25 protein-coding genes are annotated in these 23,498 nt (G+C 71.6%); 9 read left to right on the forward strand and 16 right to left on the reverse strand.

Annotation, left to right across the window (positions count from 1 at the left end; genetic code table 11):
- Positions 1-3 precede the first annotated feature (3 nt).
- From FS793_RS15315 to FS793_RS15325, 3 genes are all read left to right on the forward strand, one after another.
- On the forward strand, positions 4-537 hold the full coding sequence (locus FS793_RS15315; RefSeq protein WP_144721896.1) for a YbhB/YbcL family Raf kinase inhibitor-like protein: 534 nt from the start codon (positions 4-6) through the stop codon (positions 535-537).
- 334 nt (positions 538-871) lie between these two features.
- On the forward strand, positions 872-2,929 hold the full coding sequence (gene glgX, locus FS793_RS15320) for a glycogen debranching protein GlgX (RefSeq protein WP_144721898.1): 2,058 nt from the start codon (positions 872-874) through the stop codon (positions 2,927-2,929).
- Positions 2,926-3,861 carry a diacylglycerol/lipid kinase family protein gene (locus tag FS793_RS15325; protein WP_144721900.1) on the forward strand — a complete coding sequence of 312 codons (936 nt, stop codon included), beginning with the start codon at positions 2,926-2,928 and terminating at the stop codon, positions 3,859-3,861. The genes glgX and FS793_RS15325 overlap by 4 nt, the downstream gene beginning before the upstream one ends.
- A 186-nt stretch (positions 3,862-4,047) precedes the next feature.
- On the opposite strand, the gene FS793_RS15330 is transcribed toward FS793_RS15325, so the two are convergent.
- The 7 genes from FS793_RS15330 to FS793_RS15360 all read right to left on the reverse strand — a co-directional run bounded on the left by FS793_RS15330 (position 4,048) and on the right by FS793_RS15360 (position 9,482).
- Positions 4,048-4,506, reverse strand: coding sequence for an Hsp20/alpha crystallin family protein (locus FS793_RS15330; protein WP_144721902.1), 459 nt, complete (start codon positions 4,504-4,506; stop codon positions 4,048-4,050).
- 542 nt (positions 4,507-5,048) lie between these two features.
- A complete protein-coding gene (locus FS793_RS15335; RefSeq protein ID WP_144721904.1) occupies positions 5,049-5,531 on the reverse strand; it encodes a hypothetical protein in 483 nt (160 codons plus the stop codon).
- A gap of 56 nt (positions 5,532-5,587) precedes the next feature.
- Entirely contained in the window at positions 5,588-6,322 is a 735-nt protein-coding gene (locus FS793_RS15340; RefSeq protein WP_144721906.1) for an anti-sigma factor, read from the reverse strand.
- Positions 6,303-6,875, reverse strand: coding sequence for an RNA polymerase sigma factor (locus FS793_RS15345; protein WP_260980211.1), 573 nt, complete (start codon positions 6,873-6,875; stop codon positions 6,303-6,305). Before FS793_RS15345 ends, FS793_RS15340 begins: the two co-directional genes overlap by 20 nt.
- Positions 6,876-6,900: 25 nt before the next feature.
- Positions 6,901-7,590, reverse strand: coding sequence for a class F sortase (locus FS793_RS15350; protein WP_144721908.1), 690 nt, complete (start codon positions 7,588-7,590; stop codon positions 6,901-6,903).
- Positions 7,591-7,684: 94 nt separating this feature from the next.
- Complete coding sequence (locus tag FS793_RS15355; protein WP_144721910.1) at positions 7,685-8,503, reverse strand: DUF4397 domain-containing protein; 819 nt, start codon at positions 8,501-8,503, stop codon at positions 7,685-7,687.
- A gap of 127 nt (positions 8,504-8,630) precedes the next feature.
- A complete protein-coding gene (locus FS793_RS15360; RefSeq protein ID WP_144721912.1) occupies positions 8,631-9,482 on the reverse strand; it encodes a phosphatase PAP2 family protein in 852 nt (283 codons plus the stop codon).
- A 467-nt stretch (positions 9,483-9,949) separates the two neighbouring features.
- On the opposite strand from FS793_RS15360, the gene FS793_RS15365 reads away from it, so the two are divergent.
- Positions 9,950-10,528 (forward strand): ankyrin repeat domain-containing protein, encoded by a 579-nt coding sequence (locus FS793_RS15365; RefSeq protein ID WP_144721914.1) that lies wholly within the window; start codon positions 9,950-9,952, stop codon positions 10,526-10,528.
- A gap of 66 nt (positions 10,529-10,594) precedes the next feature.
- Positions 10,595-11,233, forward strand: coding sequence for a restriction endonuclease (locus tag FS793_RS15370; protein WP_144721916.1), 639 nt, complete (start codon positions 10,595-10,597; stop codon positions 11,231-11,233).
- A gap of 331 nt (positions 11,234-11,564) precedes the next feature.
- On the opposite strand, the gene FS793_RS15375 is transcribed toward FS793_RS15370, so the two are convergent.
- Both FS793_RS15375 and FS793_RS15380 read right to left on the reverse strand, forming a co-directional pair.
- A complete protein-coding gene (locus tag FS793_RS15375) occupies positions 11,565-12,569 on the reverse strand; it encodes a DUF4062 domain-containing protein (RefSeq protein WP_186329560.1) in 1,005 nt (334 codons plus the stop codon).
- A 909-nt stretch (positions 12,570-13,478) separates the two neighbouring features.
- A complete protein-coding gene (locus tag FS793_RS15380) occupies positions 13,479-14,549 on the reverse strand; it encodes an SDR family NAD(P)-dependent oxidoreductase (protein ID WP_144721920.1) in 1,071 nt (356 codons plus the stop codon).
- A gap of 58 nt (positions 14,550-14,607) precedes the next feature.
- Between FS793_RS15380 and FS793_RS15385 the strand changes: the two genes are divergently transcribed.
- Positions 14,608-15,192, forward strand: a complete 585-nt coding sequence (locus FS793_RS15385) for a TetR/AcrR family transcriptional regulator (RefSeq protein WP_260980212.1) — start codon at positions 14,608-14,610, stop codon at positions 15,190-15,192.
- Between the two features lie 21 nt (positions 15,193-15,213).
- Here FS793_RS15385 and FS793_RS15390 read toward each other — a convergent pair whose 3' ends face one another.
- Both FS793_RS15390 and FS793_RS15395 read right to left on the reverse strand, forming a co-directional pair.
- Positions 15,214-15,906, reverse strand: a complete 693-nt coding sequence (locus FS793_RS15390) for a class F sortase (RefSeq protein ID WP_144721924.1) — start codon at positions 15,904-15,906, stop codon at positions 15,214-15,216.
- 64 nt (positions 15,907-15,970) lie between these two features.
- The gene (locus tag FS793_RS15395; protein WP_144721926.1) at positions 15,971-16,789 is read right to left on the reverse strand and encodes a DUF4397 domain-containing protein; all 819 of its coding nucleotides are present in this window, start codon (positions 16,787-16,789) and stop codon (positions 15,971-15,973) included.
- 162 nt (positions 16,790-16,951) lie between these two features.
- On the opposite strand from FS793_RS15395, the gene FS793_RS15400 reads away from it, so the two are divergent.
- A complete protein-coding gene (locus FS793_RS15400) occupies positions 16,952-17,317 on the forward strand; it encodes an ArsR/SmtB family transcription factor (RefSeq protein WP_144721928.1) in 366 nt (121 codons plus the stop codon).
- Positions 17,314-18,231 (forward strand): SRPBCC family protein, encoded by a 918-nt coding sequence (locus FS793_RS15405; RefSeq protein ID WP_186329561.1) that lies wholly within the window; start codon positions 17,314-17,316, stop codon positions 18,229-18,231. The genes FS793_RS15400 and FS793_RS15405 overlap by 4 nt, the downstream gene beginning before the upstream one ends.
- 102 nt (positions 18,232-18,333) lie before the next feature.
- On the opposite strand, the gene FS793_RS15410 is transcribed toward FS793_RS15405, so the two are convergent.
- The 4 genes from FS793_RS15410 to FS793_RS16345 form a co-directional block, all read right to left on the reverse strand.
- Complete coding sequence (locus FS793_RS15410; RefSeq protein WP_144721932.1) at positions 18,334-19,671, reverse strand: MFS transporter; 1,338 nt, start codon at positions 19,669-19,671, stop codon at positions 18,334-18,336.
- A gap of 44 nt (positions 19,672-19,715) precedes the next feature.
- Entirely contained in the window at positions 19,716-20,171 is a 456-nt protein-coding gene (locus FS793_RS15415; RefSeq protein WP_144721934.1) for an RpiB/LacA/LacB family sugar-phosphate isomerase, read from the reverse strand.
- A 28-nt stretch (positions 20,172-20,199) separates the two neighbouring features.
- A complete protein-coding gene (locus FS793_RS15420; RefSeq protein ID WP_144721936.1) occupies positions 20,200-21,186 on the reverse strand; it encodes a LacI family DNA-binding transcriptional regulator in 987 nt (328 codons plus the stop codon).
- Positions 21,187-21,361: 175 nt separating this feature from the next.
- Positions 21,362-21,532 (reverse strand): hypothetical protein, encoded by a 171-nt coding sequence (locus FS793_RS16345; RefSeq protein WP_186329562.1) that lies wholly within the window; start codon positions 21,530-21,532, stop codon positions 21,362-21,364.
- Between the two features lie 148 nt (positions 21,533-21,680).
- Here FS793_RS16345 and FS793_RS15425 point away from each other — a divergent pair, with 148 nt between their 5' ends.
- Positions 21,681-22,136 carry an SRPBCC family protein gene (locus FS793_RS15425; RefSeq protein WP_144721938.1) on the forward strand — a complete coding sequence of 152 codons (456 nt, stop codon included), beginning with the start codon at positions 21,681-21,683 and terminating at the stop codon, positions 22,134-22,136.
- A gap of 11 nt (positions 22,137-22,147) precedes the next feature.
- Here the strand turns inward: FS793_RS15425 and FS793_RS15430 are convergent, their stop codons facing one another.
- Positions 22,148-23,422, reverse strand: a complete 1,275-nt coding sequence (locus FS793_RS15430; RefSeq protein ID WP_186329563.1) for a D-alanyl-D-alanine carboxypeptidase family protein — start codon at positions 23,420-23,422, stop codon at positions 22,148-22,150.
- Positions 23,423-23,498: the final 76 nt, after the last annotated feature.

A 23,498-nucleotide genomic window follows, 5' to 3' on the forward strand; every position in this document is an offset into this window, starting at 1 on the left:
CGAATGACCTTCGACCCCTACGCGGCACTGCCGTCCGTCCCGTCGTTCGCGCTCACGTCGAGCGCGTTCGGCGACGGCGACACGCTGCCGATGCCGCAGATCTCCGCGATGGCATCGCCGGATGGCGGGGACGCGACGCCGCAGCTGTCGTGGAGCGGCGCCCCCGAGGGCACGCAGGGCTATGCGCTGACGTGCCTCGACCCCGACGCCCCCACCGGCAGCGGCTTCTGGCACCTCGCCGTGTTCGGCATCCCCGCATCCGTCACGGAGCTCTCGGAGGGTGCGGTGGTGCTCGATCGCATCACCGACGCCGCACTCGAGGGTGCGCACGTGCTGCGCAACGACGGCGGCGTCCGCGGCTTCGTCGGCGCTGCCCCGCCGCCCGGGCACGGCGTGCACCGCTACATGTTCGTCGTGCACGCGCTCGACGTCGCTGAGCTCGAGATCGACGAGTCGGCGTCGCCGGGGCTGCTGGGCTTCCAGCTGTTCGGCCACACGCTCGGCCGAGCCCGCCTGACGGGCGTCTTCGGACACTGAGGCCGTCGAGCAGGTCCCGGCGATCGGGATGCGCGCAGACGTCGAGGGGCTCGCTCGTCGAGCGGGCCCCTCGTGGCGACCACGTCGCCTGGTCGATCATCGCGAGCCACGTGCCGACGCGTGGCTCACCACCGCGCTCGAGCGCAGCCGTCGAGAGGTGGACGCCGAGTCGCGCTGATCGCGCTCGGTGATGGCCGGGCCGGCGGACGAGGCCGGCGGACCACTGTAGTCGCCCGTCGCCGCTCGTCGACACCGATGCGACCGGTGGGCTGCAGTCGTCTACCGTCGGCACAGATGCGGCACTCAGGCGCATGCGCACGACGCGAAGGACAGCATGTCTGACTCCCCGACCTCCCTCCCGTACCCGCTGGGCGTCAGCCTCGTCGACGGCGCCTGGAACGTCGCCGTCTACTCCGAGACCGCCGACCGCATCGAGTGCTGCATCTTCGACGACGCGGGCACGGAGACCCGCTCGACGCTCGCCGAACGCACGGGCCACGTCTTCCACGGCATCGTCGACGGCCTCGAGGTCGGCTCCCGCTACGGGTTCCGGGTGCACGGACCGTGGGATCCGTCGGCCGGTCTGCGACACAACGCGAGCAAGCTCCTGCTCGACCCGCACGCGACCGCGATCGAGGGCGGCTACGACTGGTCGCAGGCCGTGTTCGGCCACGACATGGACGAGCCCGACCGCCTCGATCCGACCGACTCGGCTGCCTCGACGCCTCGCTGCATCGTGACGGAGCCCTCGTTCGACTGGGGGGACGACCGCGCTCCGCGCACCCCGCTCGCCCAGACCGTCGTCTACGAGGTGCACGTGAAGGGCTTCACGCAGACGCACCCGGATGTGCCGGAGGAGCTCCGCGGCACGTACGCGGGTCTCGCACACCCGGCGGCCATCCAGCACCTCGTGGATCTCGGCATCACGGCCGTCGAGCTGCTGCCGGTGCAGCAGTTCGTGCAGGACAGCCATCTGGAGGAGAAGGGCCTGCGCAACTACTGGGGCTACAACTCCATCGGCTTCTTCGCCCCGCACGGCGACTACGCCGCAGCGGGCGATGGCGGCGGGCAGGTCGACGAGTTCAAGGCGCTCGTGCGTGCGCTGCACGCAGCCGGCCTCGAGGTCATCCTCGACGTCGTCTACAACCACACGGCCGAGGGCAACCATCTCGGCCCCACGCTGTCGTTCAAGGGCATCGACAACGCCGCGTACTACCGCCTCGTGGAGGGGGAGGAGTCGAGCTACTTCGACACCACGGGGACGGGTAACAGCCTCAACGTCAGCCACCCGGCGGCGCTCGGCCTCATCATGGACTCGCTGCGCTACTGGGTCACCGAGATGCACGTCGACGGCTTCCGCTTCGACCTCGCCACGACGCTCACCAGGCAAGGCGGAGACGCGGAGCTGCACAGCGCCTTCCTCACCCTGATCGCGCAGGATCCGGTGCTCGCGCCGGTCAAGATGATCGCCGAGCCGTGGGACACCGCCGGCTACCAGGTCGGCGGGTTCCCCGCCGACTGGTCGGAGTGGAACGGCAAGTTCCGCGACGACGTGCGCGACTTCTGGAACGGCAGCGATGCGACGCTCGGCACCACCGCCCAGCGCATCCTCGGCTCGCCCGACGTCTACGAGGCCAGCCGTCGCTCGCCGCTGTCGAGCGTGAACTTCATCACCGCGCACGACGGCTTCACCCTCGCCGACCTCACGTCGTACGCCGACAAGCACAACGCAGCGAACGGCGAGGACAACCAGGACGGCGAGAGCGACAACCGGTCGTCGAACGGCGGAGCGGAGGGACCCACGGACGACGAAGGCGTCAACGCGCGCCGAGCTCGCAAGCAGCGCAACCTCCTCGCGACGCTGCTGCTGTCCGCCGGCGTGCCCATGATCCTCGGCGGCGACGAGCTCGGTCGCACCCAGGGAGGCAACAACAACGCCTACTGCCAGGACAACGAGATCTCCTGGTTCGACTGGGACGCCGTCGACCAGGACCTGCTCGCCTTCACGAGCGAGCTGATCGCGCTCCGCGCCGCCCACCCTGCGCTGCGCCCGTCGTGGTTCCGTCAGGCTCCCGGCGATGACGCCGTCGACACGGTCGACGTCCTACGCTCCGACGCGCAGGGCTTCGACGACGCGGACTGGGACAACGCCGACGCACGATCGATCGCCTTCGTGCTCACCGCACCCGGCGGCGACGCGTTCGCGTTGCTGCTGAACGCCGCCGAGAACGCCGTCGACTTCACCCTGCCGGACGCCCCCGGCGAGGCGTGGCAGCTGGCGTCGTCGAGCGATGCGGAGCAGGGGATCGAGCCAGGCGCATCGACCGCGATCGTGAAGGAGGGCTCCTTCACGTTGCTCCGATCCGCGACCGTCGAGGGGGCATCGGCATGAGCGCCCGCGTCGCGGTCATCCTGAACCCGACGAAGACCGATCGGGACGCCATCGAGACCCACCTCGTCGAGGCGCTGGACGCCGGCGCATCCGTGTCGTGGTTCGAGACCAGCGAGGACGACGCGGGTCAGGGCGTCGCTGCGGAGGCGCTGCGATCCGAGCCGGAGCTGCTGCTGGTCGCGGGCGGCGATGGCACGGTCCGTGCCGTCATCGAGCATCTCGCCGACGTGCAGGCGGAGGTCGACCTCGGCATCCTGCCCCTCGGCACCGGCAACCTCCTCGCTCGCAATCTCGACGTCCCCGTCGACGACCTGCCCGCCGCGATCCGTCGAGCCGCCGATGGCAACGCACGAGCCGTCGACGTCGGATGGGTCGACGTCGACCTCGCCAGCGGCCACGAACGGCATGCCTTCGTCGTCATGGTCGGCTTCGGCATCGACGCGCACATGATCGACGAGACCGACGACGACCTGAAGTCCAAGGCCGGCTGGCTCGCCTACGTCGAGTCCCTGGGCCGCGCCTTCGCGGCAAGCGATGTGGTGCCCTTCCACCTGTCCGTCGATGGCCAGCCCGGCAAGGACGAGGAGGGCCACACCCTCCTCATCGCGAACTGCGGCACGTTGCCGGCCGGACTGACGCTGCTGCCCGACGCCGACGTCGCCGACGGCGAGCTCGACTACCTGCTCCTGAGCGCCGCGTCGCTGCCGCAGTGGGTCGGCAGCCTCAAGACGATGGTGTGGGACAACGGCATCGCCAAGATGGCCGCTCGCTCCGACGAGTCCGTCAGCTCCGACACCGTCACCTACGGTCGTGCACGGGCACTCCACGTCGACCTCCCGCAACCGCATGCGTTCGAGATCGACGGCGAGTTCCTCGGCGACGCCCACCGCTTCGACGTCACCATCCAGCCCTCCGGCATCCGCGTGCGCTGACGAGCGCACACGCGAGCAACGTCGCGTCGCAGACGAGAGGGGCCCGCCCGGTGGGCGGGCCCCTCAGCCGCGTCTACGTCGCCTGGTTGATCATCGCGAGCCAGGTGCCGAAGCGCGGCTCCTCGACGTCGTCCTCGAGGGTCGCCGGCGACGGCTGCTCGCGGAGGGAGCGGGCGAGCGCTGCCATCAGCGGGCCCCCTCGGGCTCGAGCGCGCCGTCGGTGAGCGCCGACGCGTCGGAGCGCTGCTCGACCGCGATCTTGCGCGGACGCGCGCGCTCGGCGACCGGGATCGTGAGCGACAGCACGCCGTGCTCGTACGACGCGTGGATCGCGTCGAGGTCCACGTCGGGTCCGAGGCTCAGCTGTCGCGTGAATCGGCCGGCCGGTCGCTCGCGAGCGATCCAGCGCGCGCCCTCGGCTGCCCCGAGCGTTCGCTCGGCCTGGATCGTCAGCGTGCCGGCGTCGACGTCGAGGTCGATCGATCCCGGGTCGACGCCCGGCAGATCGACGTGCACGACGTAGCGATCGCCGACGCGATGCAGGTCCATCGGCATCCAGCTCGACGATCGCTGCGCGCCACCATCCGTCAGCAGGCGAGCGGCGAAGCGATCCATCTCGCGAAAGGGGTCGAAGGTCAGTGCCATGACAACCACCTCCTTCACGTCAGCCCGACGCCTCGTGCGCCGAGCCTGGTGTCTTGGCGTACCTTGCGAGGCGGTCGCCCCGAAGGCGAGATCGAAGTTAGCACTCGGCATCGGAGAGTGCCAGCCTCGCCCATTCGACACGGCGATGAAGATGCTGGACGGCGGCTGAGTCCAGAGGTGGAGGCGCGGGACGCGCGACCTCGTCGCAGGGTGGGCGTCCGTCGTCCGCCGCCTGGCAGGGCCGCTCCTCGCGAATGGGGGCAGCGAGCCGGTCGACCGCTGCTCGGGGGGGTGTGGGATCCTGGGCCGAGAGCCCGGACCCCGCTCTGCAGCTGTCGCTCTGCGTGCCGTGCTCGACCTCGTGAGTCGCGGACGAGCCGAGCGACCCGGACCATGACGCGAGGTAGGCCTCGATGACGACGCAGAGCGAGCGCAGCGATGCCGAGGACCTGCAGTGGCGCGAGCAGATCGATGCGATCTGGGACGAGCTCGAGCGCCTGGCCTCCTCGCTCGACGAGTAGACCAGGAGCGGGCGACGCCCCTCAGCGTCGCGTCGCGCCGTGCAATGCCGCCGCGGCCTGCTCGTGCGCGCTCGCGAGCCTGCGCAGCTGCGCATCGGCGCGGGCCACGAGCGCCGTCGCGTCGACGACGTCGCCGATGCTCGCGAGCTCGAGCGTGCGCCAGTGCGCCCGCTTCATGGCGACGATGGCGATGAGCGCCTCCAGCTCGACGACGTCGGTCGTCGGCGACCGGCGCACGACGGCGCCGTTGCCCTTGAGTCGTCCGACGCGCTCCCCGATGCTCGCGATCGGGCCCGCGAGTCGCCGCCGACGCACGCGCCGAGCGCGCAGGATGCGCTGCTCGGTGCGCAGGTCGTCGCGCACCTGGCTCGCGAGATGCACGAGGTCCGAGCCCCATGGCCGAGACCGGTGGCTGCCAGCGACGCGGCGGAACGCGCGCACGCCGGCCTGGGCCGCGGTCTCGTGGTCGCGCAGGTAGACGGCGATGGGTCGTGATGCTCGCATGCCTTCAGCCCATCGCATCACGGCGCCATGCGCACCGGGCTTGCGCGTCGCGCGAGTCAGGCGAGCGAGCCGCGCCAGATGCTGTCGCCGCTGTGCGTGGGGTCGCCGTCGAGCGGCTCGATCGACACGTCGACGATCGGGAACTCGCCCAGGTCGAGGTCGTCGGGCAGCACGTACTCCGTGTGGTCGGCGTCGAGCACGCCGACGTTGACCATGCCGACGACGTCGGGGTCGATGAGCCAGACGTCGAGGGTGCCGCCGTCGGTGGAGGGCAGGTCTCGCGCGTCGATCACGAGCACGCGGTGGCCGTCGCGCTCGACGATGGATGCCGACGCGTCGTCGAGGCCGCTCGCGAGCGGCTCGAGGTCGATCGTCGCGACGACGGTCTCGGCAGGCGGGCGCTGGGCGATCCATGCGCCTGCCCCGATGCCGCCACCGACGACGAGCGCGGTCGCGACGCAGGCGGCGACGACGGCGCGGGTCGAGAAGCGACGTCGGGCCGGCCGGCGGGTGCGGCGGTCGCGCACGCGGGGCGGCGTGCCGGTCGCGGCCTGCTCGTCCGCACGAGGCGCGTCGGCATCGTCGACCTCCGCCGCGATCCGATCCCACAGCGCTGCCGGCAGCGGCTCGGCGATCACGGCGTCCTCGCGGATGCGCCGCACCGTGCGCTCGAGGGCGTGCATCTCGTCCGCGCACTGCGGGCAGTCGCGCAGGTGCGCGTCGAGGGCGCTGCCCGGCTCGGGACCCTCGGCGGCGCGCCAGGCGAGGTCGTCATGCGGGATGTGCGGCATGGGCTCCCTCCCATCGGTCTCGAAGTCGGCGCAGCGTGCGCGACAGGTGGCTCTTGACGGTGCCTACGGGGAGTTCGAGGCGGTCGGCGATCACGGATGCCGGAAGATCCTCCAGCACGGCGAGTCGCACGATCGTGCGCTGCGGCTCATCCATGCCCGCGAGGGTCTCCTCGACGAGGATGCTGCCCGCGACGGCGTCGGGCACGTCGATGGGGTGCGCGCGCTCGGCGCGGTCGAGGGCGTCGGTCGGATCCACCGCCCGCTCCCGCGTCACGGAGGCCACGCGGAAGTGGTCGGCGATGCGGCGGCGGGCGATGCGCACGATCCACGCGCCCAACGGCCCGGCGTCGGCGTCGTAGCGGTCGCGCGACCGCCACGCCGACACGAAGGTCTGCTGCACGACGTCCTCCGCATCCGCACGATCCATGGCCCGCAGCGCGAGCGCCAGCACGAGTCCACCCCACCGCTCGTACGCGAGCCGCAGGCCGACGTCGCTCGGACCGGCCACGAAGGCGGCGGCGATCGCGTCGTCGTCCAGCTCCTCCGCGGTCACCCGCTCACCGTAGCCGGGCACCGCGTCACGGGGCCACGGGGGTCGCCGTGACGATGAGGTTGTCCTCGTAGGCTCCGGCGACGGGATCGAAGTCCCCGGCGCACGTGACGAGCTGCAGCACCGGCGGGCCGTCGCGCGCGAAGAGATCGTCGAGCGGCAGCTGCGCCTTGCCGAGCTGCTCGACCTGCTCGACGCGGAACTCGAGCACCGCGCCGCTCTGGGTCGTGACCTCGACGATGGCGCCCGGCTCGACCTCGAACAACGCGGCCATGGGAGCCGCGCCGAGCTCCGAGTCGACGTGGGCGGACAGCACCGCCGATCCCGCATCCGCGCCCGGCGCCGGGCCGTACTCGTACCAGCCGACCTCGCTGACGTACAGCGGCACGTCCATCTGGCCGTCGTCGCGGACCCCGACCGGCACGACCGGGAGGTCGAGTCCCACGGCGTCGACGCGCACGGCCACCGGCGCATCCTGCACGGTCGGCTGCTGCGCGCCGATGCCGGCATCGCTGCGATCGACGGTCGGGGGCGCCGACGGCGAGGGCGTCGCCGTCGGCACCGCCGCCACGGAGGGAGCAGGGGTCGGGCTCGATGCGGTCTCCCGCACGTCGAACCCGTCGCGCGTCGCGAGCCACACGCCGCCGACGACGGCGAGCGCCACCGCGGTCACGGCCGCCACCACGGCGACGCGGCGTGCTGTGCGAGGCCTCGGCATCCCCTCGCTCCCCTCGGTCGAGCACCCGAGCCCCCGCCGGGGGCGGCGGAGACTCGGGTGGTGTGCGCGGCGGTCGTCGACCGCCGCTCGTCGATCAGTGCTCGCGCGCCTCGACGAGACGCGAGCGGCGCCACAGCACGGCTGCGGCGAGGCCGAGCACGCCGGCGAGGGCGAGCACGATCGTCGGCGCGGTGCCGTCGTCGGCCGCGCCGCCGAGGCCCGAGGGCACTCCGGTCGGTGCGCTGTGAGCCTGGACCGTCTGCACCGCGAGCTGCAGCGTGCCGTCGTCGGCGCTGCCCCATGCGGTGACGATGGTGTTCGTGCCCTCGGCGAGCGTCAGATCGGCCGGGCCGATCACGACATCCTCGGTACCGGCGAGCACGACGTCGGCGGACACCGTGCCCGCTGCCGTCACGAGCGAGGCCTCGTTCGGGTTCTCGATGCCCTCGACGACGGGCGTGCCGCCTGCCCGGACGTCCACCGCGGGTGCTGCGGCGAGGTGGCGGACCGTGAGGCGAGCCTGGCCGGCGGGCACGGGCTCGGTGTCGTTGACGAACGCGCCGAGGGTGGGGGCGCCGCTCGCGTCGAGGTGGGCGACGAGCGTGACGTTGCCGTTCGCCGGCACCTGCACGCCCGTCGCCTCGATGGCGGGCTCGGCCGTGGCGGGGTCGTCGCCGTCGGCGTACACCTGGATGTCGTAGGCGCCCGGCGCGAGCGTGAGCGGGTCGGTGAGGGTGCCCGGCTGGAAGTCCGGGATGGTCTCGGTGCCGTTCACGTACACGTCGACCGTGAGGCCGGGCACGGCGTGCAGCACCGACACGGATGCGTCACCCTCTGCGGCGAACGCCGGTGCTGCGCCGAGCGCTGCCATGGCGAGTGCGGCTGCGCCGCCGATCGCGATCTTGCCCTTCATCGCTTCTCCTGACTCTCGGGGCCGCCGAGTGCGTCCCTCACCCTCGTATCGGGAGGTGGGGGCGCATCGGTTGCAGCGGCGCCGGGTCGGTGCACGCCCGGGCGTGTCGCGGAGATGGTGCGTGCGATCAGCGCGACGGCGCGACCTGCTCGCGCGCCTCCCTCTCCGTGCGCGCCGTGAGGTAGAAGCGATGCGCGGTGATGACGAGCGCGAGCCAGGCGACGCCGAGCACGAGGCCCGCCAGCACGTCGGTGAACCAGTGGTGGCCGAGGAACACCCTGGTGAAGCCGATGACGACGACGTAGACGGCGGCGGCCGTGGCGATCGCGACCCGGATGCGTGCGCTCGATCGGCGCAGGATCAGCAGGTACGCGATGATGCCGACGATGGCGACGGCGTTGAGCGTGTGACCGCTGGGGAACGACTCCGACAGCTCGATCGGCGGCACGGCATCCGAGTGCGGAGGGCGCACGCGATCGATGAAGCGCTTGCCGACGATCGTGAGCAGCACGGACACCGCACCGGTCGTGGCGATGAGCACGACCGGCGTCCACGAGCGGCGCCGCACGGCGAGCAAGATCATCGCCGTGAGGGCGATGATCGGCATGCCGATGGTGCCCGCCGTGAACGTGACGGCCGTGAGGGTCGCGTCGAGCGCGGGGGAGCGGAGCGTGAGCAGGTCGTCGAGCAGCGGGCGGTCGACGCCCGCGACGCCTCGGCTCGTGGTGATGGAGCCGTAGATGCCGATCACGAGCGCCGTCGCGACCACGAGCACGACGATCGCGACCGTGAGGGCCGCCGCGAGCGCCGCGTACGGGCCGGACCGGCGGGCGATCGTGCGCGCGCCCGCCGCGGTCGCCTCGCCGAGCGGCCCGTGCCAGCGTGTGAGGTCGACGGTGCCGATCGTGCGATCGTGCTCGCGCTCGCCGACCGCGCCGATCTCGTCGGGGGTGGGCCGCGTGACGGATCCGTCGCTCATCGAGCAAGGATGCTGCATCGCGGCGCGGCGACGCCATCCGCGGGTCCGGGGTTGCGCGGGCACCTCCTCGAAGTCCTCTGCTCCCGCGTACGAAATAGCGCGCTCGACGTATTCACCTACGGGGCTCTCGGCCTCCACTCTGGGAACGTCTACGCACGCGCGTCGCTCGATCGCGCCCGGGCTGTGGAGTGAGAAGCCCGGCGACCACTACCCCGCGATGCCCCGCATCGCCGGCCGCATCCGCTTTCACCTCGCTCGAGCGCAAGCCGCCGCGGGCCTCCCCACCGCGCCCTGTTCGACCTAGCTGCCCAGCGCCTCGCCGCCTGACGTCTGGACTGGTGCATCGGTCGCGAGACTGAGTCGGACAACGGTCTGCGAGCGGCGGGGCTCTAACAGATTGCTGTCGAGGAAAGAGTTCTACTCTCAGGCTCAGGCGATTGCCTCACTCGGTTCCATCTGGAGGCGCGATGGTTTTCTTCCGCAAGACACTGGCGCTGCGGGCACTCATTGTCGAACTCGACGCCGAACTCCGCGGGAGGGCGCCAGTCACTGCCGACCGGGTGCGTGAGTTGGTTGCGAAGGGCGCCAAACTCAACTCCATCACGCCTCCGGATGGTCGTTCGCCGCTGAGCATGGCGACCATCGTGGACAACGTGCCGGTCATGCGGACCATGCTCCAACTCGGTGCGTTCCCCGACGGGAACGTGCTCAAGTCCGACAATCCGCTGCACATCGCCACGATCAACGGCTATCGGGACGCCGCACGCCTTTTGCTCGTTGCCGGTGCCGACGTGAATGCCGTCAGCAATGTCGGGAGCACGGCTCTTCACAGCGCTCTGATCAGCCACGCAGCGCGAGACAGCCAGATGGCCGAACTGCTCGTGAGTCACGGAGCCGATCGCAACATTCGCGATCACAGTGGGAAGACGCCGTTCGAAGACTTCTTGGAGAGCGCCGAGAGAACGGCGGACAGCCCCGCCTCGCCGCCCGAATATCGTGAGCGGGATCGCCAGGATCTGGTTCGGTTCCGACGTCTGCTCGGCTGACGCGAGCGAAACTGCTCGAGGCGTGTTTCCACCCTCCTCGACGAGGGCAAGACCTACGATCACGGCATGGACGTCGCCTCTCTGTCGTGGGTTCTCGGACTCCTCGGCGTCGCAGGCTTCCTCGTCGTCGCCGTGGTCGCGATCCGATCCGCCACGGGCGCGAAGACCGCTAGCGCGTCGACGGACCGAGCCCGAGTCGCCGCGATCCTGAGCCGCAGTGGCGACGGCGACCACCTCTCCGATGAGGAAGCAGCTCAACTGCGGCAGAGCCTCGAGCGGATCCGCAGCTCCGAGCCCTGGCAGCCGAATGCGCCCACGCCTGCACTCACGTCGTCGCAGCACAGGACGTCCCTTACGCCGCGAGAGGCTGAGGAACACATCGCAGCGTGGATGCGCCAGCACGGCGTGCATGATGCGATCGCGACTCGACTCACCAACGATGGAGGAATCGATGTCAGATCGAGCACGGTCCTCGCGCAGGTGAAGCATTACATCGGCACTGTAGGCCCCGCGCCGGTGCGCGAGCTCGTCGGCGTGATCCAAATGGACGCCGGGAACCGCACCGGGGCCTTCTTCACGTCAGGTACCTACTCCTCCGGCGCGGTGGCCGCCGCCGCAGCCGGCGGCATCGCGCTTTTCCGCTATGACCTCGACGGAAGCGACGTGCGCGCGGCGAACGCCCAGGCGCACGCGCTCCTGAGATAGCGAACAGTCGCGACTCCGGCGCACGGCTGACGCCCGAGCTGAACAAGCCCGTGTACGCGCTCGTCGCCCTCGCGTTCGCATCCGAGCGCGGTACCGACGTGTACACGTGGAAGCGTCGCGGCAGCGAGGGACCGGTCGTGACGTAGCTGACGCAGATCGCCGCATGGGGCTACGAGCTCAGCGGCGTCGAGAACATCGCCGCATGCATCGAGGCCGACCAGCCGACCGAGGCATAGCCTCAGCCCAGGTGGTCCGCGCCCGTCTGTTTCGGGTGCGGGCCACCGAGGCGACGGGACGCGTCCCCCTCGCGCTCCGCCGGGGCCGGTGACCTCTAGACCGCTACCTGACGCCTCGTGGCGCGGAGCTTCATTAGATGTTGGTCCCCGGCCGGTGTCAGCGACCAGTAGATCGTCTTGTTCGTGACTCCGTGGGACTTGGTGCTCGTGGCGATTGCGCCCAGAGCCCTCAGTTGAACGATGACCTGGCCCCAGGAAGAGTCCTTCACGTCGATTTCAAGATTGGGCCTGCCAGCAAGTTCGCTGTGCTCCCGCTTTGCCGAGTCGATCATGTCCTGTGCAAGAGTGCGGCGAAGGGACTGCTCGGAAGCTTCATCAATCATGAGCGGCCCAAGAAGTTCGATCAGGCTGTCCCACGTGTAAGCGAGCGTGTACTCGGCTTCGCGATGACCCCCGAAGTACCAAGAGATGGATAGCTCGATGGCAACTTTGTCCGATCCTTGCTCGTAGTCGGGGTTCAGGGCGACGGCGGCTGGGTGGGCAGCCTCTTCGGCGGCTGCTCGCTTTTGATCAGAGAGCGCCGCTCGCAGTTCCGCAATCTCGGCGCGTGTTTCTGGTGCCATCGCAAATCGTCCTCGTACCCATCCTTCGCGAGGAGACGATTTCATGGCCCGCATGAGGCTGCGAGATACGACGGACCCGAGCTCTGCTGGATTCGAGTACGGCTTCACCAGTCGTGTCTTCACCTTCGCGCGGAAGGCATCGAGTTTCTCGATCGCGACCGTGTCGAGTTCGGACTTCCCTCTTGGGCTGTCGTTGGGACTTGAGTGGACGAAGCCGAGCACGGGGACGCCGGTCTCTACCGCGTAGTCGTACTCCTTCTCGGTGTAGCTGATCCCCTCAGGAGTGGTGCTGCCGTATCGGCCGCCGACGATGACGACGTAGTAGTCGCTTTCATCAATCTGGCCCTGAATCAGAGTCCATTGGTCGTCGTCCGCAGCGGGGAACATCTCCATACCAGCGGGGAGGCAGTCCATCTCAAGCAGCGCCTGCATGACCTCTCGCCGCTCGTCCTTCAAGTCGGTGAAGGTTGAGCTCACGAAGACTTGATAACGGCGGTCCATCTTCCCGTCTGGTGGCAAGTGACTCTCCTGTGCGTAGACCTGAATCTTAACTTCAGCTTGCGTCGTGGGAGGCAGTTCGCCGAGTGGCGCGCGCTGTCTCGACGTGAAGCCTGCGGCAGCATACGGTCGGCCACCCGCCGCGCCAGCGCTTTCGCGGCATATCTTCCCTCGCTGCGCTCACTCCGGTGTTCCACGGTCGCTGGCACTCCGGGCATCCGCCCTAGCGGCGTCAAAGACGCCTTCACGGCAAGAAAACATGAGGGGTGAGGAGAGCGACCATAACCACCATCACCGAGGCCGCCACCGTCACCGAGTGCCAGGCGTGCGAGTAGCCCACCGCTCCGACATGCAGGGCGAGTGGGTCGCCTGCCCGATCACGCCGCACCTGTGCATCGAGTGCTGCGCTCCCGGTGCGGTCAGCAGGTGCCGCCAGTACTCGACAAGCTGGGACGGCGGCGCTCGGCGCTCCGACGAGTACACCTGCCACGTCGCAACTGGCACCACGCGAGCGTGGCTGAGGGTTCTCGATGACCAAGACGAGCTGTTGAGCCGAGACGATGTGGCGGCCGCGCCCGGCGCGGCCGCCAGCTCCGTCTTCACCAAGTGACGGAGATTCCGTCTCCCGACCGTGGAGGGAGCGGAACCGTGCTCGCGGCGTCACCCACGGCAGGACGCGTGAGTCGGTCAGCCACGCGGCCACCTACAGCGAGGTGCCATCGGTGCCCCCGCTCTGCTTCTCAGACGACTGGATCGAGCCGAGTACCGGTCGGCGACTATTGAGTAGTCCTCGCGCAGCATGTCGCGGCAGTCCCGTCGCCCGAGCCGCACGAACTCGCGTGCGCCCCCGCGGTAATTGGCGCGCGCTCCGATCCGCCCAGGCCCGGCTCAGGTGGCCGACCAGCCCCCGTCGCTCGGCAGCACGACGCCCGTCACGTTCACGCCGTCGTCGCTCAGCAGGAAGGTGATCGACGCCGCGAGCTGCTCGGCCTCGGCCGCGTCGGGCAGCACCGTCATCGCCAGCTGCACGCGCTCCGCGCCGAGCTCGGATGCGAACGACGCCTCGATGTTCGTGATGACGGGACCCGGGGCGACCGCGTTGCAGCGGATGCCGCGACCGGCGTACATGAAGGCCGTCGACTTCGTGATGCCCACGACGGCGTGCTTCGACGCCGTGTAGGCCACGCCGGCCGCCGAGCCGCGCAGCGCGGCCTCGGAGGCGACGTTCACGATCGAGCCCGAGCCCTGCGCGAGCATCGTCGGCACGACGGCACGCGTCAGCAGCATCGTGCCGTCGACGTTGACGCGCATCACCCGCTGCCAGGTCGCGTCGCTGACCTCGCCGATCGGGCTCATGTCGTCCATGATCCCCGCGACGTTCGCGAGGCCGTCGATGCGGCCGCCCGCTGCCGCGACGATGTCGTCGACGCGGGCGGGATCGGTGATGTCGGCGACGAGCGTCACGACGTCCGCGCCGTCGTGCTCGGCTGCGAGCGCATCCAGACGCTCCTGCGACACGTCGACCGCCACGACCCTGCCGCCCTCGCGGAGGATGCGCGATGCGGTGGCGCGGCCGATGCCCGAGCCCGCGCCCGTCACGACGACGGTGCGATCGGCGAAGCGCCCCTGCGAGACGCGCTCGACCCAGGGCTGCTGCTCGACCACCGCGGCCGCCGGCGTCTCGGCGCCGGCGCCGGCCTCCGGGCCGTCCGACGATGCCCCGTCGGCGTGCTCCGTCGACGTCGCGTTCGCTCGCGCGATGACCGCGTCGAGCGCCTCCTGTGAGAACGCGCCCTTGCTGAGGCCGACGAGGCGCTTGATGGCGAGCCGGCCCACGGGGCGCAGCGCGTCGGCGCTCTGCCCGCCCTGCGCGAGCAGCTCGCGCAGCACGGGGCCACCCGTGGGGTGCGCGAGCCAGGTCTTGATGCTGTCGTCGCCGGTCAGTCGCTCTGCGCTCATGCGCGCCTCCTTCGTCGATACCGGACATCCCTGTCCGGTTGTCGGGTACGCTAGCACGGTGACCGATGCGCGGGGCAGGGCCAATCGTGGGCCGAGTGCCGGCCCGGGGAATCGGCTCGCGATCCTCGCTGCCGCGCGCGAGCGCTTCGCGCGCGACGGGCTCGCGGTGCCGCTCAGCGCGATCGCGAAGGATGCCGGCGTCGGCCAGGGCAGCCTCTACCGCCACTTCCCCGATCGCCTCGCGTTGGCCGTCGCGGTCTTCGACGAGAATCTCGACGCCGTCGAGGTCGTCGTGGCCGAGGACTCGACGACCGTGGCCGACCTGCTCGACCTCGTCGAGCAGCAGGCCGTGCTGGCTCCCGCGCTCGTCGACCTCATGTGGCAGCACCAGCGCGACGCGCGGGTGGCGCCGCTCGGCGAGCGCGTCCGTGCGATCGCCGAGGTCGTGGTCGCGCGCGACCGCGCAGCCGGGCTCGTCGGCGAGCATGTGGAGGCGGCCGACGTGCTGGCCGCGATCTCGATGCTCGCCGACCTCACCGCGCGCGCGAGCTCGCCGAACGCGTCGAGCCTCGACCTCGACGACCAGCGTCGACGGGCTCGCCGCCTCATCGACGCAGCCCTCGGCTCGCTGCCGGGTCGGTGACGGCCGGCCTGCTTTCCTCGGTCAGCCGCGATCGACGGGAGACGCGGTGACGATGAGGTTGTCCTCGTAGGCGCCGGCGATCGGATCCCAGTCGCCCGCGCACGTGACGAGGCGCAGCAGGGCTGGGCCGTCGCGGGCGAAGAGCGCGTCGAGGGGCAGCTGCTGCTTGCCGAGCTGCTCGATCCGGTCGACGCGGTAGGCGAGCACGGCGCCGCTGGCGGTGGTGACCTCGACGATCGCGCCGGGCTCGACGTCGAAGAGCGCAGCCATGGGTGCGCGGCCGAGCTCGGAGTCGACGTGCGCCGACAGCACCGCCGACCCCTCCGGGCTCCCGGGCGCGGGGCCGTACTCGTACCAGCCGACCTCCGTGACGAGGGTCGGGATCTCCATCTGCCCGTCGGCGCGCACGCCCACGGGCACGACGGCGAGGTCGAGCCCCACGTCGGCGATCGCGACGGCGACCGGGACGTCCTGGGCGACGCTCGGCTGCGCATCGATGCCGAAGTCGGAGCGGTCGACGGGCGGCGGTGCGCCGACGGGCGCGGATGGTCCAGAGGACGCCGCGGGCGCCGAGGCCGGCGGTGCCGACCCGGCGGTCGACGCCTCGAGCGCGCCTGCGCTGCGCACGAGCCAGACGCCCCCGACGATGCCGAGCGCGACGGCGACGCACGCGACGATCGCGGCCGCGCGGCGTGCCGAGCGCGCATGTCGCACCCGACTCCCACCGGGGGCGACGGGAGCCGGGCGGCGGGCGTGGCGACCGTGCGCCACGGATGGATCAGCGCTCCCGTGCCCCGACGACCGCCGCGCGCCGCCAGACGACGAGGGCGACCGCGCCGAGCATGGCCGCGATCGCGAGCACGATGCCCGGACCCGTGGCGCCGTCGAACGTGCCGCCGAGCCCCGACGGCATGCCCGTCGGGGCGCTGGACGAGCCGACGGTCTGCACGCCGACCCCGAGCGTGCCGTCCGCTGCGCTGCCCCACGCGGTCACGATGGTCGTCGTGCCCTCGGCGAGCGTGAGGTCGGCAGGGCCGATGACGACGTCGTCGGTGCCGGCGAGCACCACGTCGGCCGTGATCATCCCCGGCGTCGTCAGCAGCGACGCCTCCTCGGGGTTCTCGATGCCCTCGACCACGACCGTGCCATCGGCGCGCACGTCGACTGCCGGGGCCGCGGCGAGGTGCCGCACCGTGAGGCGCGCCTGGCCGGCGGGCACGGGCGACGTGTCGTTCACGAAGGCGCCGAGCGCCGGCGCGCCCGACGCGTCGAGGTAGGCGACGAGCGTCACGTCCGCATCGGCGGGCACCTCCACGCCCCTCGCCTCGATCGTGGGGGCGGCGGTGGCGGGATCGTCGCCGTCGGCGAACACCTGGATGTCGTGGGCGCCCGGCGCGAGCGCGAGCGGCTCGGTGAGGGTGCCCGGCTGCAGGTCGGGCACGGTCTCCGCACCGTCCACGTAGACGTCGACGGCGATGCCCGGCACCGCGTGCAGCACCGACACGGTCGCGTCACCCTCGGCGGCGAGCGCGGGTGCCGCGCCGAGCACGGACATGGCGAGCACGGCAGCGCTGCCGATCGCGATCTTGCCCCTCATCGCTCCTCCTGACTCTCGTCGGGCCGCAGGTGCAGCCCTGCACCCCTTGTAGCGGAGTCGAGCGCGGATCGGGTGCACGGAGTCGATCGGGGTACGGGCATGCGGGAGGCGGCATGCGTCGCAATGCTTCCTTGCTTCAGTCAAGCGTGATATTCATGAGTCATGAACTCCTTCGCCACCCTCGCCGACCCCGTGCGGCGTCGCATCGTCGAGGTGCTCGCCGACGGCGCACAGGCGGCCGGTGCGCTCGGCGCGGTCGTGCAGGGCGAGTTCGGCATCTCGCAGCCCGCGGTCTCGAACCAGCTGCGCGCGCTGCGCGAGGCCGGGGTCGTCGCGGTGGAGCCGCGCGGCACGCAGCGCATCTACTCGCTCGTGCCCGGCGCGCTCGACGACGCCACCGCGTGGGTCGAGCGCTACGCGGCACTATGGCCTCAGCGACTCGACGCCCTCGAGACCGAGCTCGCCCGGGGCAGGCACGTGCGCGCATCCGCACCACCCGCATCGACGCCCGCGGAGGCATCGGCATGACCGTCACGATCAGCGGCTTCGCCCGCGCCCTCACCGGCTCGCCCGATCGCCCCGTCGTCGACGTCGTACGACGCCTCGCCCTCACGCCCGCCGAGGTGTGGGATGCGCTCGTGCAGCCCGAGCGCCTCGCGCGCTGGCTCGGCACGATCGAGTCGGGCGAGCGCCCTCGCGTCGGCGACGCCTTCGGCCTGCGGCTCGGCGACGAGCCGGACGACCGCGCCGACTGCCGGCTGCTCGCGTGCGACGCCGAGCGGAGCCTCACGATCGCGTGGGCGTGGACGGGCGAGCCCGACTCGATCGTGCGGGTCGCGCTCGAGCCCATCGACGGCGGCACGGTGCTGCGCCTGCGGCACGAGCTCGTCGCGTCGCAGCCCGTGCCCGACTACGGCGCCGGGTGGGAGGCGCATCTCGACGGTCTGGGCGACGACCTCGCCGGCCTCGCGCCGCGGCCGTTCGCGATGTTGGCGCACGAGACGTGGACGCGCATGGCCGGCGGCGTGCTGCAGGTCGAGCGTGAGGTGACGGCGCCGATCGATGCGGTGTGGGCGGCGTTCGCGTCGGCCGAGGGGCTGCGCACGTGGTGGTGGCGGCACTGGGCCGACACCACCATCGAGGCCGACGTGCGACCCGGCGGCGCGCTGCGCATCGTGGCACCCGCGGCCGGCATCGTGCTCACGGGCGAGGTGCTGACGGCGGATGCCGCCGAGCACCACCTCGCAGCGACCTGGACGTGGAGCGACGCCGATGGCACGAGCGTCGACGAGGCGTTCGACGTGCGCCTGACCGCGGTCGGCGACGGCACGCACGTGACGGTGCGCCACTCGGGCCCGTGGGCCGACGACGCGCCGGCCGCGTCCTACCGGCAGGGCTGGGCGTTCGTGCTCGGCGAGCTCGCGGCGGTCGCCGCCGGCTGAGCCTCCGAGCTGGTCGCAGCTCCCCCGGTGACTGGTCGCAGCTGCACCGAGACTGCGACCAGTCCGGTGCGACTGCGACCAGTCAGCGCTCCGTGGCGTCGACTAGCGCGCCGCATCCACGAGCGCCTGCACCCGGGCGCGCTCGGCGCGGCCGAACGTCTCGCGCGTGACGAGGATGCCGACGAGCCCGATCACGCCGGCGAGCATGTAGAGGATCGACGCGCCCGGCCAGCCGAAGACGCCCACGAGCGCCGTCGCGAGCAGCGGCGCGAAGCCGCCGATCGCCGCAGCCAGCTGGTAGCCGAGCGAGGCGCCCGACGTGCGCGTCGCGGTCTGGAACTGCTCGGTGAGCAGCGATCCCTGCACGCCCGTGAGCGACGCGTGGATGATGCCGATGCCGATGATGAACGTCGCGACGACGAGCGCGGGGATGCCGTCGTTCGTGAGCAGGTACAGCGGGAACGCGAACAGGATGACGGCGATCGACGCCCCGACGTAGATGGGCTTGCGTCCGATGCGGTCGGTGAGCGATCCCATGAGGAAGGTCATGCCGATCGCGATGACGCTCGCGACGGTGATGGCGCCGAGGGCGAGGGGGCGCAGCTCGGGGTTGCGCTCGGCGATGTGGTTCAGCAGGTACGTCGCGGTCGAGTAGTAGGCGAACGACTCGACGACGCGCAGCGCGATGACGCGCAGGATCGAGCGCCAGTCCTCGCGCAGCGTCGTGAGCAGCGGGTTCTTCACGGTCTTGCCGGTCGCCTGCGCCTCCTGGAACTCCGGCGACTCCGACAGCTTCGAGCGCACGACGAGCGCCACGATGACGAGCACCGACGAGAAGAGGAAGGGCGTGCGCCACTGCCAGTCGCCCTCGAGCGTCGACGACCAGGCGAACATCGCCGTCGCGAGCGCGATGCCGAGGGGGTTGCCCGACTGCGGGATCGCGGCGAACATCCCTCGCCGGTGCCAGGGCGCGTGCTCGTACGCCATCGTGATGGCGCCGCCCCACTCGGCGCCGAACGCGAGGCCCTGCACCATGCGGATGACGGTGAGGATGATGGGCGCGGCGATGCCGATCTGGTCGAACGTCGGCAGCAGGCCGATGACGAACGTCGCACCGCCCATGACGATCATCGCGGCGACGAGCACGGGCTTCCGGCCGAAGCGGTCGGCGAGGTAGCCGCCGATCGCGCCGCCGAGCGGGCGCATGAGGAAGCCGACCGCGAGCGTCGAGAACGCGAGCAGGTTGCGCACGAGCGGGTCGTCGGCCGGGAAGAACACGACGCCGAAGTACAGCGCCGCGGCGGTGCCGTACGAGACGAAGTCGTAGTTCTCGACGCTCGTGCCGACGCCGGCGGCGATGGCGGTCTTGACGCGGTCCTTCGAGCCGCGCGGGCTCGGGCTGGTCTGCGGCGCCGCGATGGGCTCGGATGCGGTGGTCATGCTGGATCTCCTTCGATCCCGGTCGCGCCGAGGCGCGGGGTGGGTCAGTGCGTGGGGGTCAGGTGGTCGAGGGCGTTGAGCTTGTCGACGCGGCGGTGGGTGTCCTCGTCGTCGTCGAACGTGGCGGCGAGGAACTCGGCGACGATCGACGGCACGAGCGCGTGCGGCACGAGCCAGGCGCCCATCGCGATGACGTTGGCGTCGTCGTGCTCCACGGCCTGGTGCGCGGAGTACGGCTCGTGGGCGAGGCCGCAGCGGATGCCGGGCAGCTTGTTGGCGGCCATGATGGCGCCTTGGCCGGTGCCGCACACGAGGATGGCGCGGTCGGCCTCGCCCGCGGTGACGGGCGCGCACGTGGCCTGCGTGATGTCGGGGAAGTCGACGGGGTCGGTCGAGTGCGTGCCGCAGTCGACGACCTCGTGGCCGAGGGCCTCGATGGCGGTGCGGACGGCGTCCTTGAGCGGGTAGCCGGCATGGTCGGCGCCGAGGGCGATGCGCATGGTGCTCCTTCGTGAGGGTGGTCGTGGGTCAGCGGCCCGAGCGGTCGATGAGCGTCGTGGCGACGCGCACCGACTCGGCCGGCTCGCCGCGCAGCAGCGCGAGCACGCCCTGCACGGCGGCGCGCCCGATGGCGGAGGCGTCGTTGCGCACGGCGGTGATGGCGGGGGAGGCGTAGGCGAACCAGTCGAAGTCGTCGAACGACACGACCTCGATCGCGGCCGCGGCATCCGATCCGAGGCGCTCGCGCAGCGCGCGCAGCACGCCGACGGTCGTGGCGCCGTTGGCGCCGAACACGGCGGTGGGCTGCACGCCGCGGTCGAGGATGCGCAGCATCGCGGCCGCGGCGCCCTCGGTCTGGAAGTCGCCGGCCTCGACGAACGCGTCGTCGGTGCTGATGCCGTGCGCGGCACGACCGCCGAGGTAGGTGCGGGCGCGCTCGACGCCCGTCGACATCGTGGGCGTGCCGCCGACGTAGGCGACGTCGCGGTGGCCGCGGCGCTGCAGGTGCTCGAGCACGAGGCCGACGCCCTGCTCGTTGTCGGTGCCGAAGAACGGCAGGTCGACGCCCTCGATGCGGCGGTTGAGCAGCACGATCGGCACGTCGCGCTCGAGCAGCGACGCGAGCTGCGGCGTCGCGGGCCCCTGCGGCGACAGCATGAGGCCGTCGATGCGCTGCGAGGCGAAGGTGCGCAGCACGTCGTCGGCCTGGCGCTCGTCCTCGTTGGCGTTCGCGAGCAGCACGGCGTAGCCGTGGGCGCGGGCCTCCTGCTCGGCGGCGTGCGCGAGCTCGGAGAAGAACGGGTTGCGGATGTCGGAGACCAGCAGCCCGAGCGCGTCGGTGCGGGTGCGGCGCAGCGCTCGGGCCGGGCCGTGGGCGACGTAGCCGAGCTCGGCGGCGGCGGCGAGCACGCGCTCGCGCGACGAGGGGGAGGTCTGCGCGCTGCCGTTCAGCACGCGGGATGCGGTGCCGAGCCCGACCCCTGCGCGTGCCGCGACGTCCTTGATGGTCGCCATCGCTGCTCCTGCCTCGTCGCGTGGAAACGTTTCCATGACGGAAACGACTCCATCGTCACACGGCGGGACGGGTGCGCGCAAGCGACGTCGCGAGCCGACGACGCGACGAAGGGGGGCGACGACCTCGTCGGTCGTCGCCCCCTCGATGCTTGCGCGCGCGCCCGTCGCCCCAGCGTCAGTCTCCCGGCGCCTGCGCGTCCTCCTCGGGCTCGAACGTCGACTGCTCGCCCGTATGGCCGGCGGCGACGCCGTCGGGCTCGTTCGGGATCGTGCCGTCCTCGCCGACGCCGTCGGGCTTCTGCGTCCCGTCCTCGTCGCGTGCGTCGTGCTGCTGCTGGTCGCTCATGGCGGCCCCCTCCGTCGGATGCCTTCGCTGGAGTCCGGACGCTACGCGGTGCGGCGCCCACGGCACGAGGCCGTTGACACGGCCCCGTGCCGTCGCGAGTGGGTGACCCGACCTCGTCAGCGGACCCGCCCGGTGCCATGATCGGCGCATGACCGCATATGAGGTGCACAGGACCGCAGTCGTCCCCGCCGACCAGGCGACGGTGCACGCGCTCATCGACGACTTCCACGAGTGGACGGCGTGGTCGCCTTGGGAGGACGTCGATCCCGGCATGACCCGCTCGTACGAGGGCGCCGCCAACGGCATCGGCGCGCGCTACGCGTGGTCGGGCAACCGCAAGGCCGGCACGGGCTCGATGCGCATCACGGGTTCGGCGCCGGAGCGCGTCGACCTCGTCGTCGACTTCGAGAAGCCGTTCAAGGCCTCCAACCCGACCGCGTTCATCCTGAAGCCCGTCGCGGGCGGCACCGAGGTGACCTGGACGATGTCGGGCGAGCACACGGGATTGGCCGCGCTCTTCTTCCGCTTCATGTCCATGGACACGCTCATCGGCAAGGACTTCGAGCGGGGTCTCGCGCGTCTCGCGGAGGCCGCGAAGGGCTGACGCCGCTCGCGTCAGACCGCCTCCGGCACGCCCTGCGTGACGCGCCGCACGTGCACGATGCGCCACTCCCATGCCATCGGGCCCGCCGGAGCGACGCTCGTCGCCATCTCCCCCGAGGGTCCGCGAACGCGCACGGCGATCGCTGCATCCGGCGTCGCCGAGTCCACCTGCCCTGTGAGCGCGACCGCGACCTCGAGGTCGGTCTCGCGCCAGGCCACGGTCGTCACGGCGGTCGCTGCGTGCAGCTGCGATGCGGTCGACCCCGTCACGTCGAACACGGGCACGGGATCGCCGACCGCGAGCACCTCGCGCTCCACGACCTGCGCGACGACGCTCGCCACGAGGCTCGCGACCGCAGCGTCGCGCGAGACGCCGCGCACGCCGAGGAGCGCCGCGTGGATGCGCACCGCCTGCCCGCCGACCACCGCCGTCGCGCCCACGAGCACCGTCTGCCCCGACGCGTTCAGGCTGCCCGTCTTGCCGGAGTCGATGCCTGCGTGCCCGAGTGCACGGTTCGTGTTCGCGACGACGCCGAGCCCAGGGATGTCCGCCTGCCACTGACCGGTGATCTCGCGCACGAGCGGCTGGCGATCCACGTGGTCCATGAGCTGGACGAGATCGGAGGCGCGTGCCACGTTGCGCCGGCTGAGGCCCGTCGCATCGACGACCTCCACGTCGGCGAGGTCGTGCTCGTCGAGCCAGGCGTTCGCCTCGGCGACGTAGGCCTCCTGGCTGCCGAACGCCCACTGCGCGAGCGACGTCGCGGCGTTGGCGGACGACTGCAGCATCGCGGCGTCGAGCAGCTGCCGCTGCGTGAGCTGCTGCCCGAGCTGCATCGGCATGACGGCTGCGCCGCGGCGCGCCGCCTGCGAGCGCAGCGCGAGGTCGGTCTCGGTGACCGTGAGCGTCGGCCCCGGCTGCCCGGACTCCAACGGCATCCGCTCGAGCACGGTCAGCACGAGCACGAGCTTCGCGATGCTCGCCATCGGCAGGCGACCGTCGTCGCCGCTCGCGTCGATCGCGCCGTCGAGGCCCTCGACCTCGAAGGCGGCAGCCTGCACCCCGTCGGGCCAGGCGATGTCCGCTCGCTCGCCGGCGATCGTCGCGGCGTCGATCGTCGCAGGCTGCGGCGTGCCGGTGGTCACGAGGTCGTCGGACGTAGACGCAGACGCTGACGCCGGCGCCGCCGCGGGTGCGCAGCCCGCGACGGTCAGCGCCGCGAGCGCCGCGAGCGAGCCGAGCACGCGCGCACGCGCCCGGAGCGCGAGCGCGCTCGATCGGTCCATGCGCACCATGGTGCGCCGACGCCGAGTCGCGAGGGAGTGCCTGCGAGTACCCGCGACGCGGCTGTGTCGAGCCTGT

It is taken from the genome of Agrococcus jejuensis, from assembly GCF_007679035.1.
Lineage (GTDB): Bacteria > Actinomycetota > Actinomycetes > Actinomycetales > Microbacteriaceae > Agrococcus > Agrococcus jejuensis_A.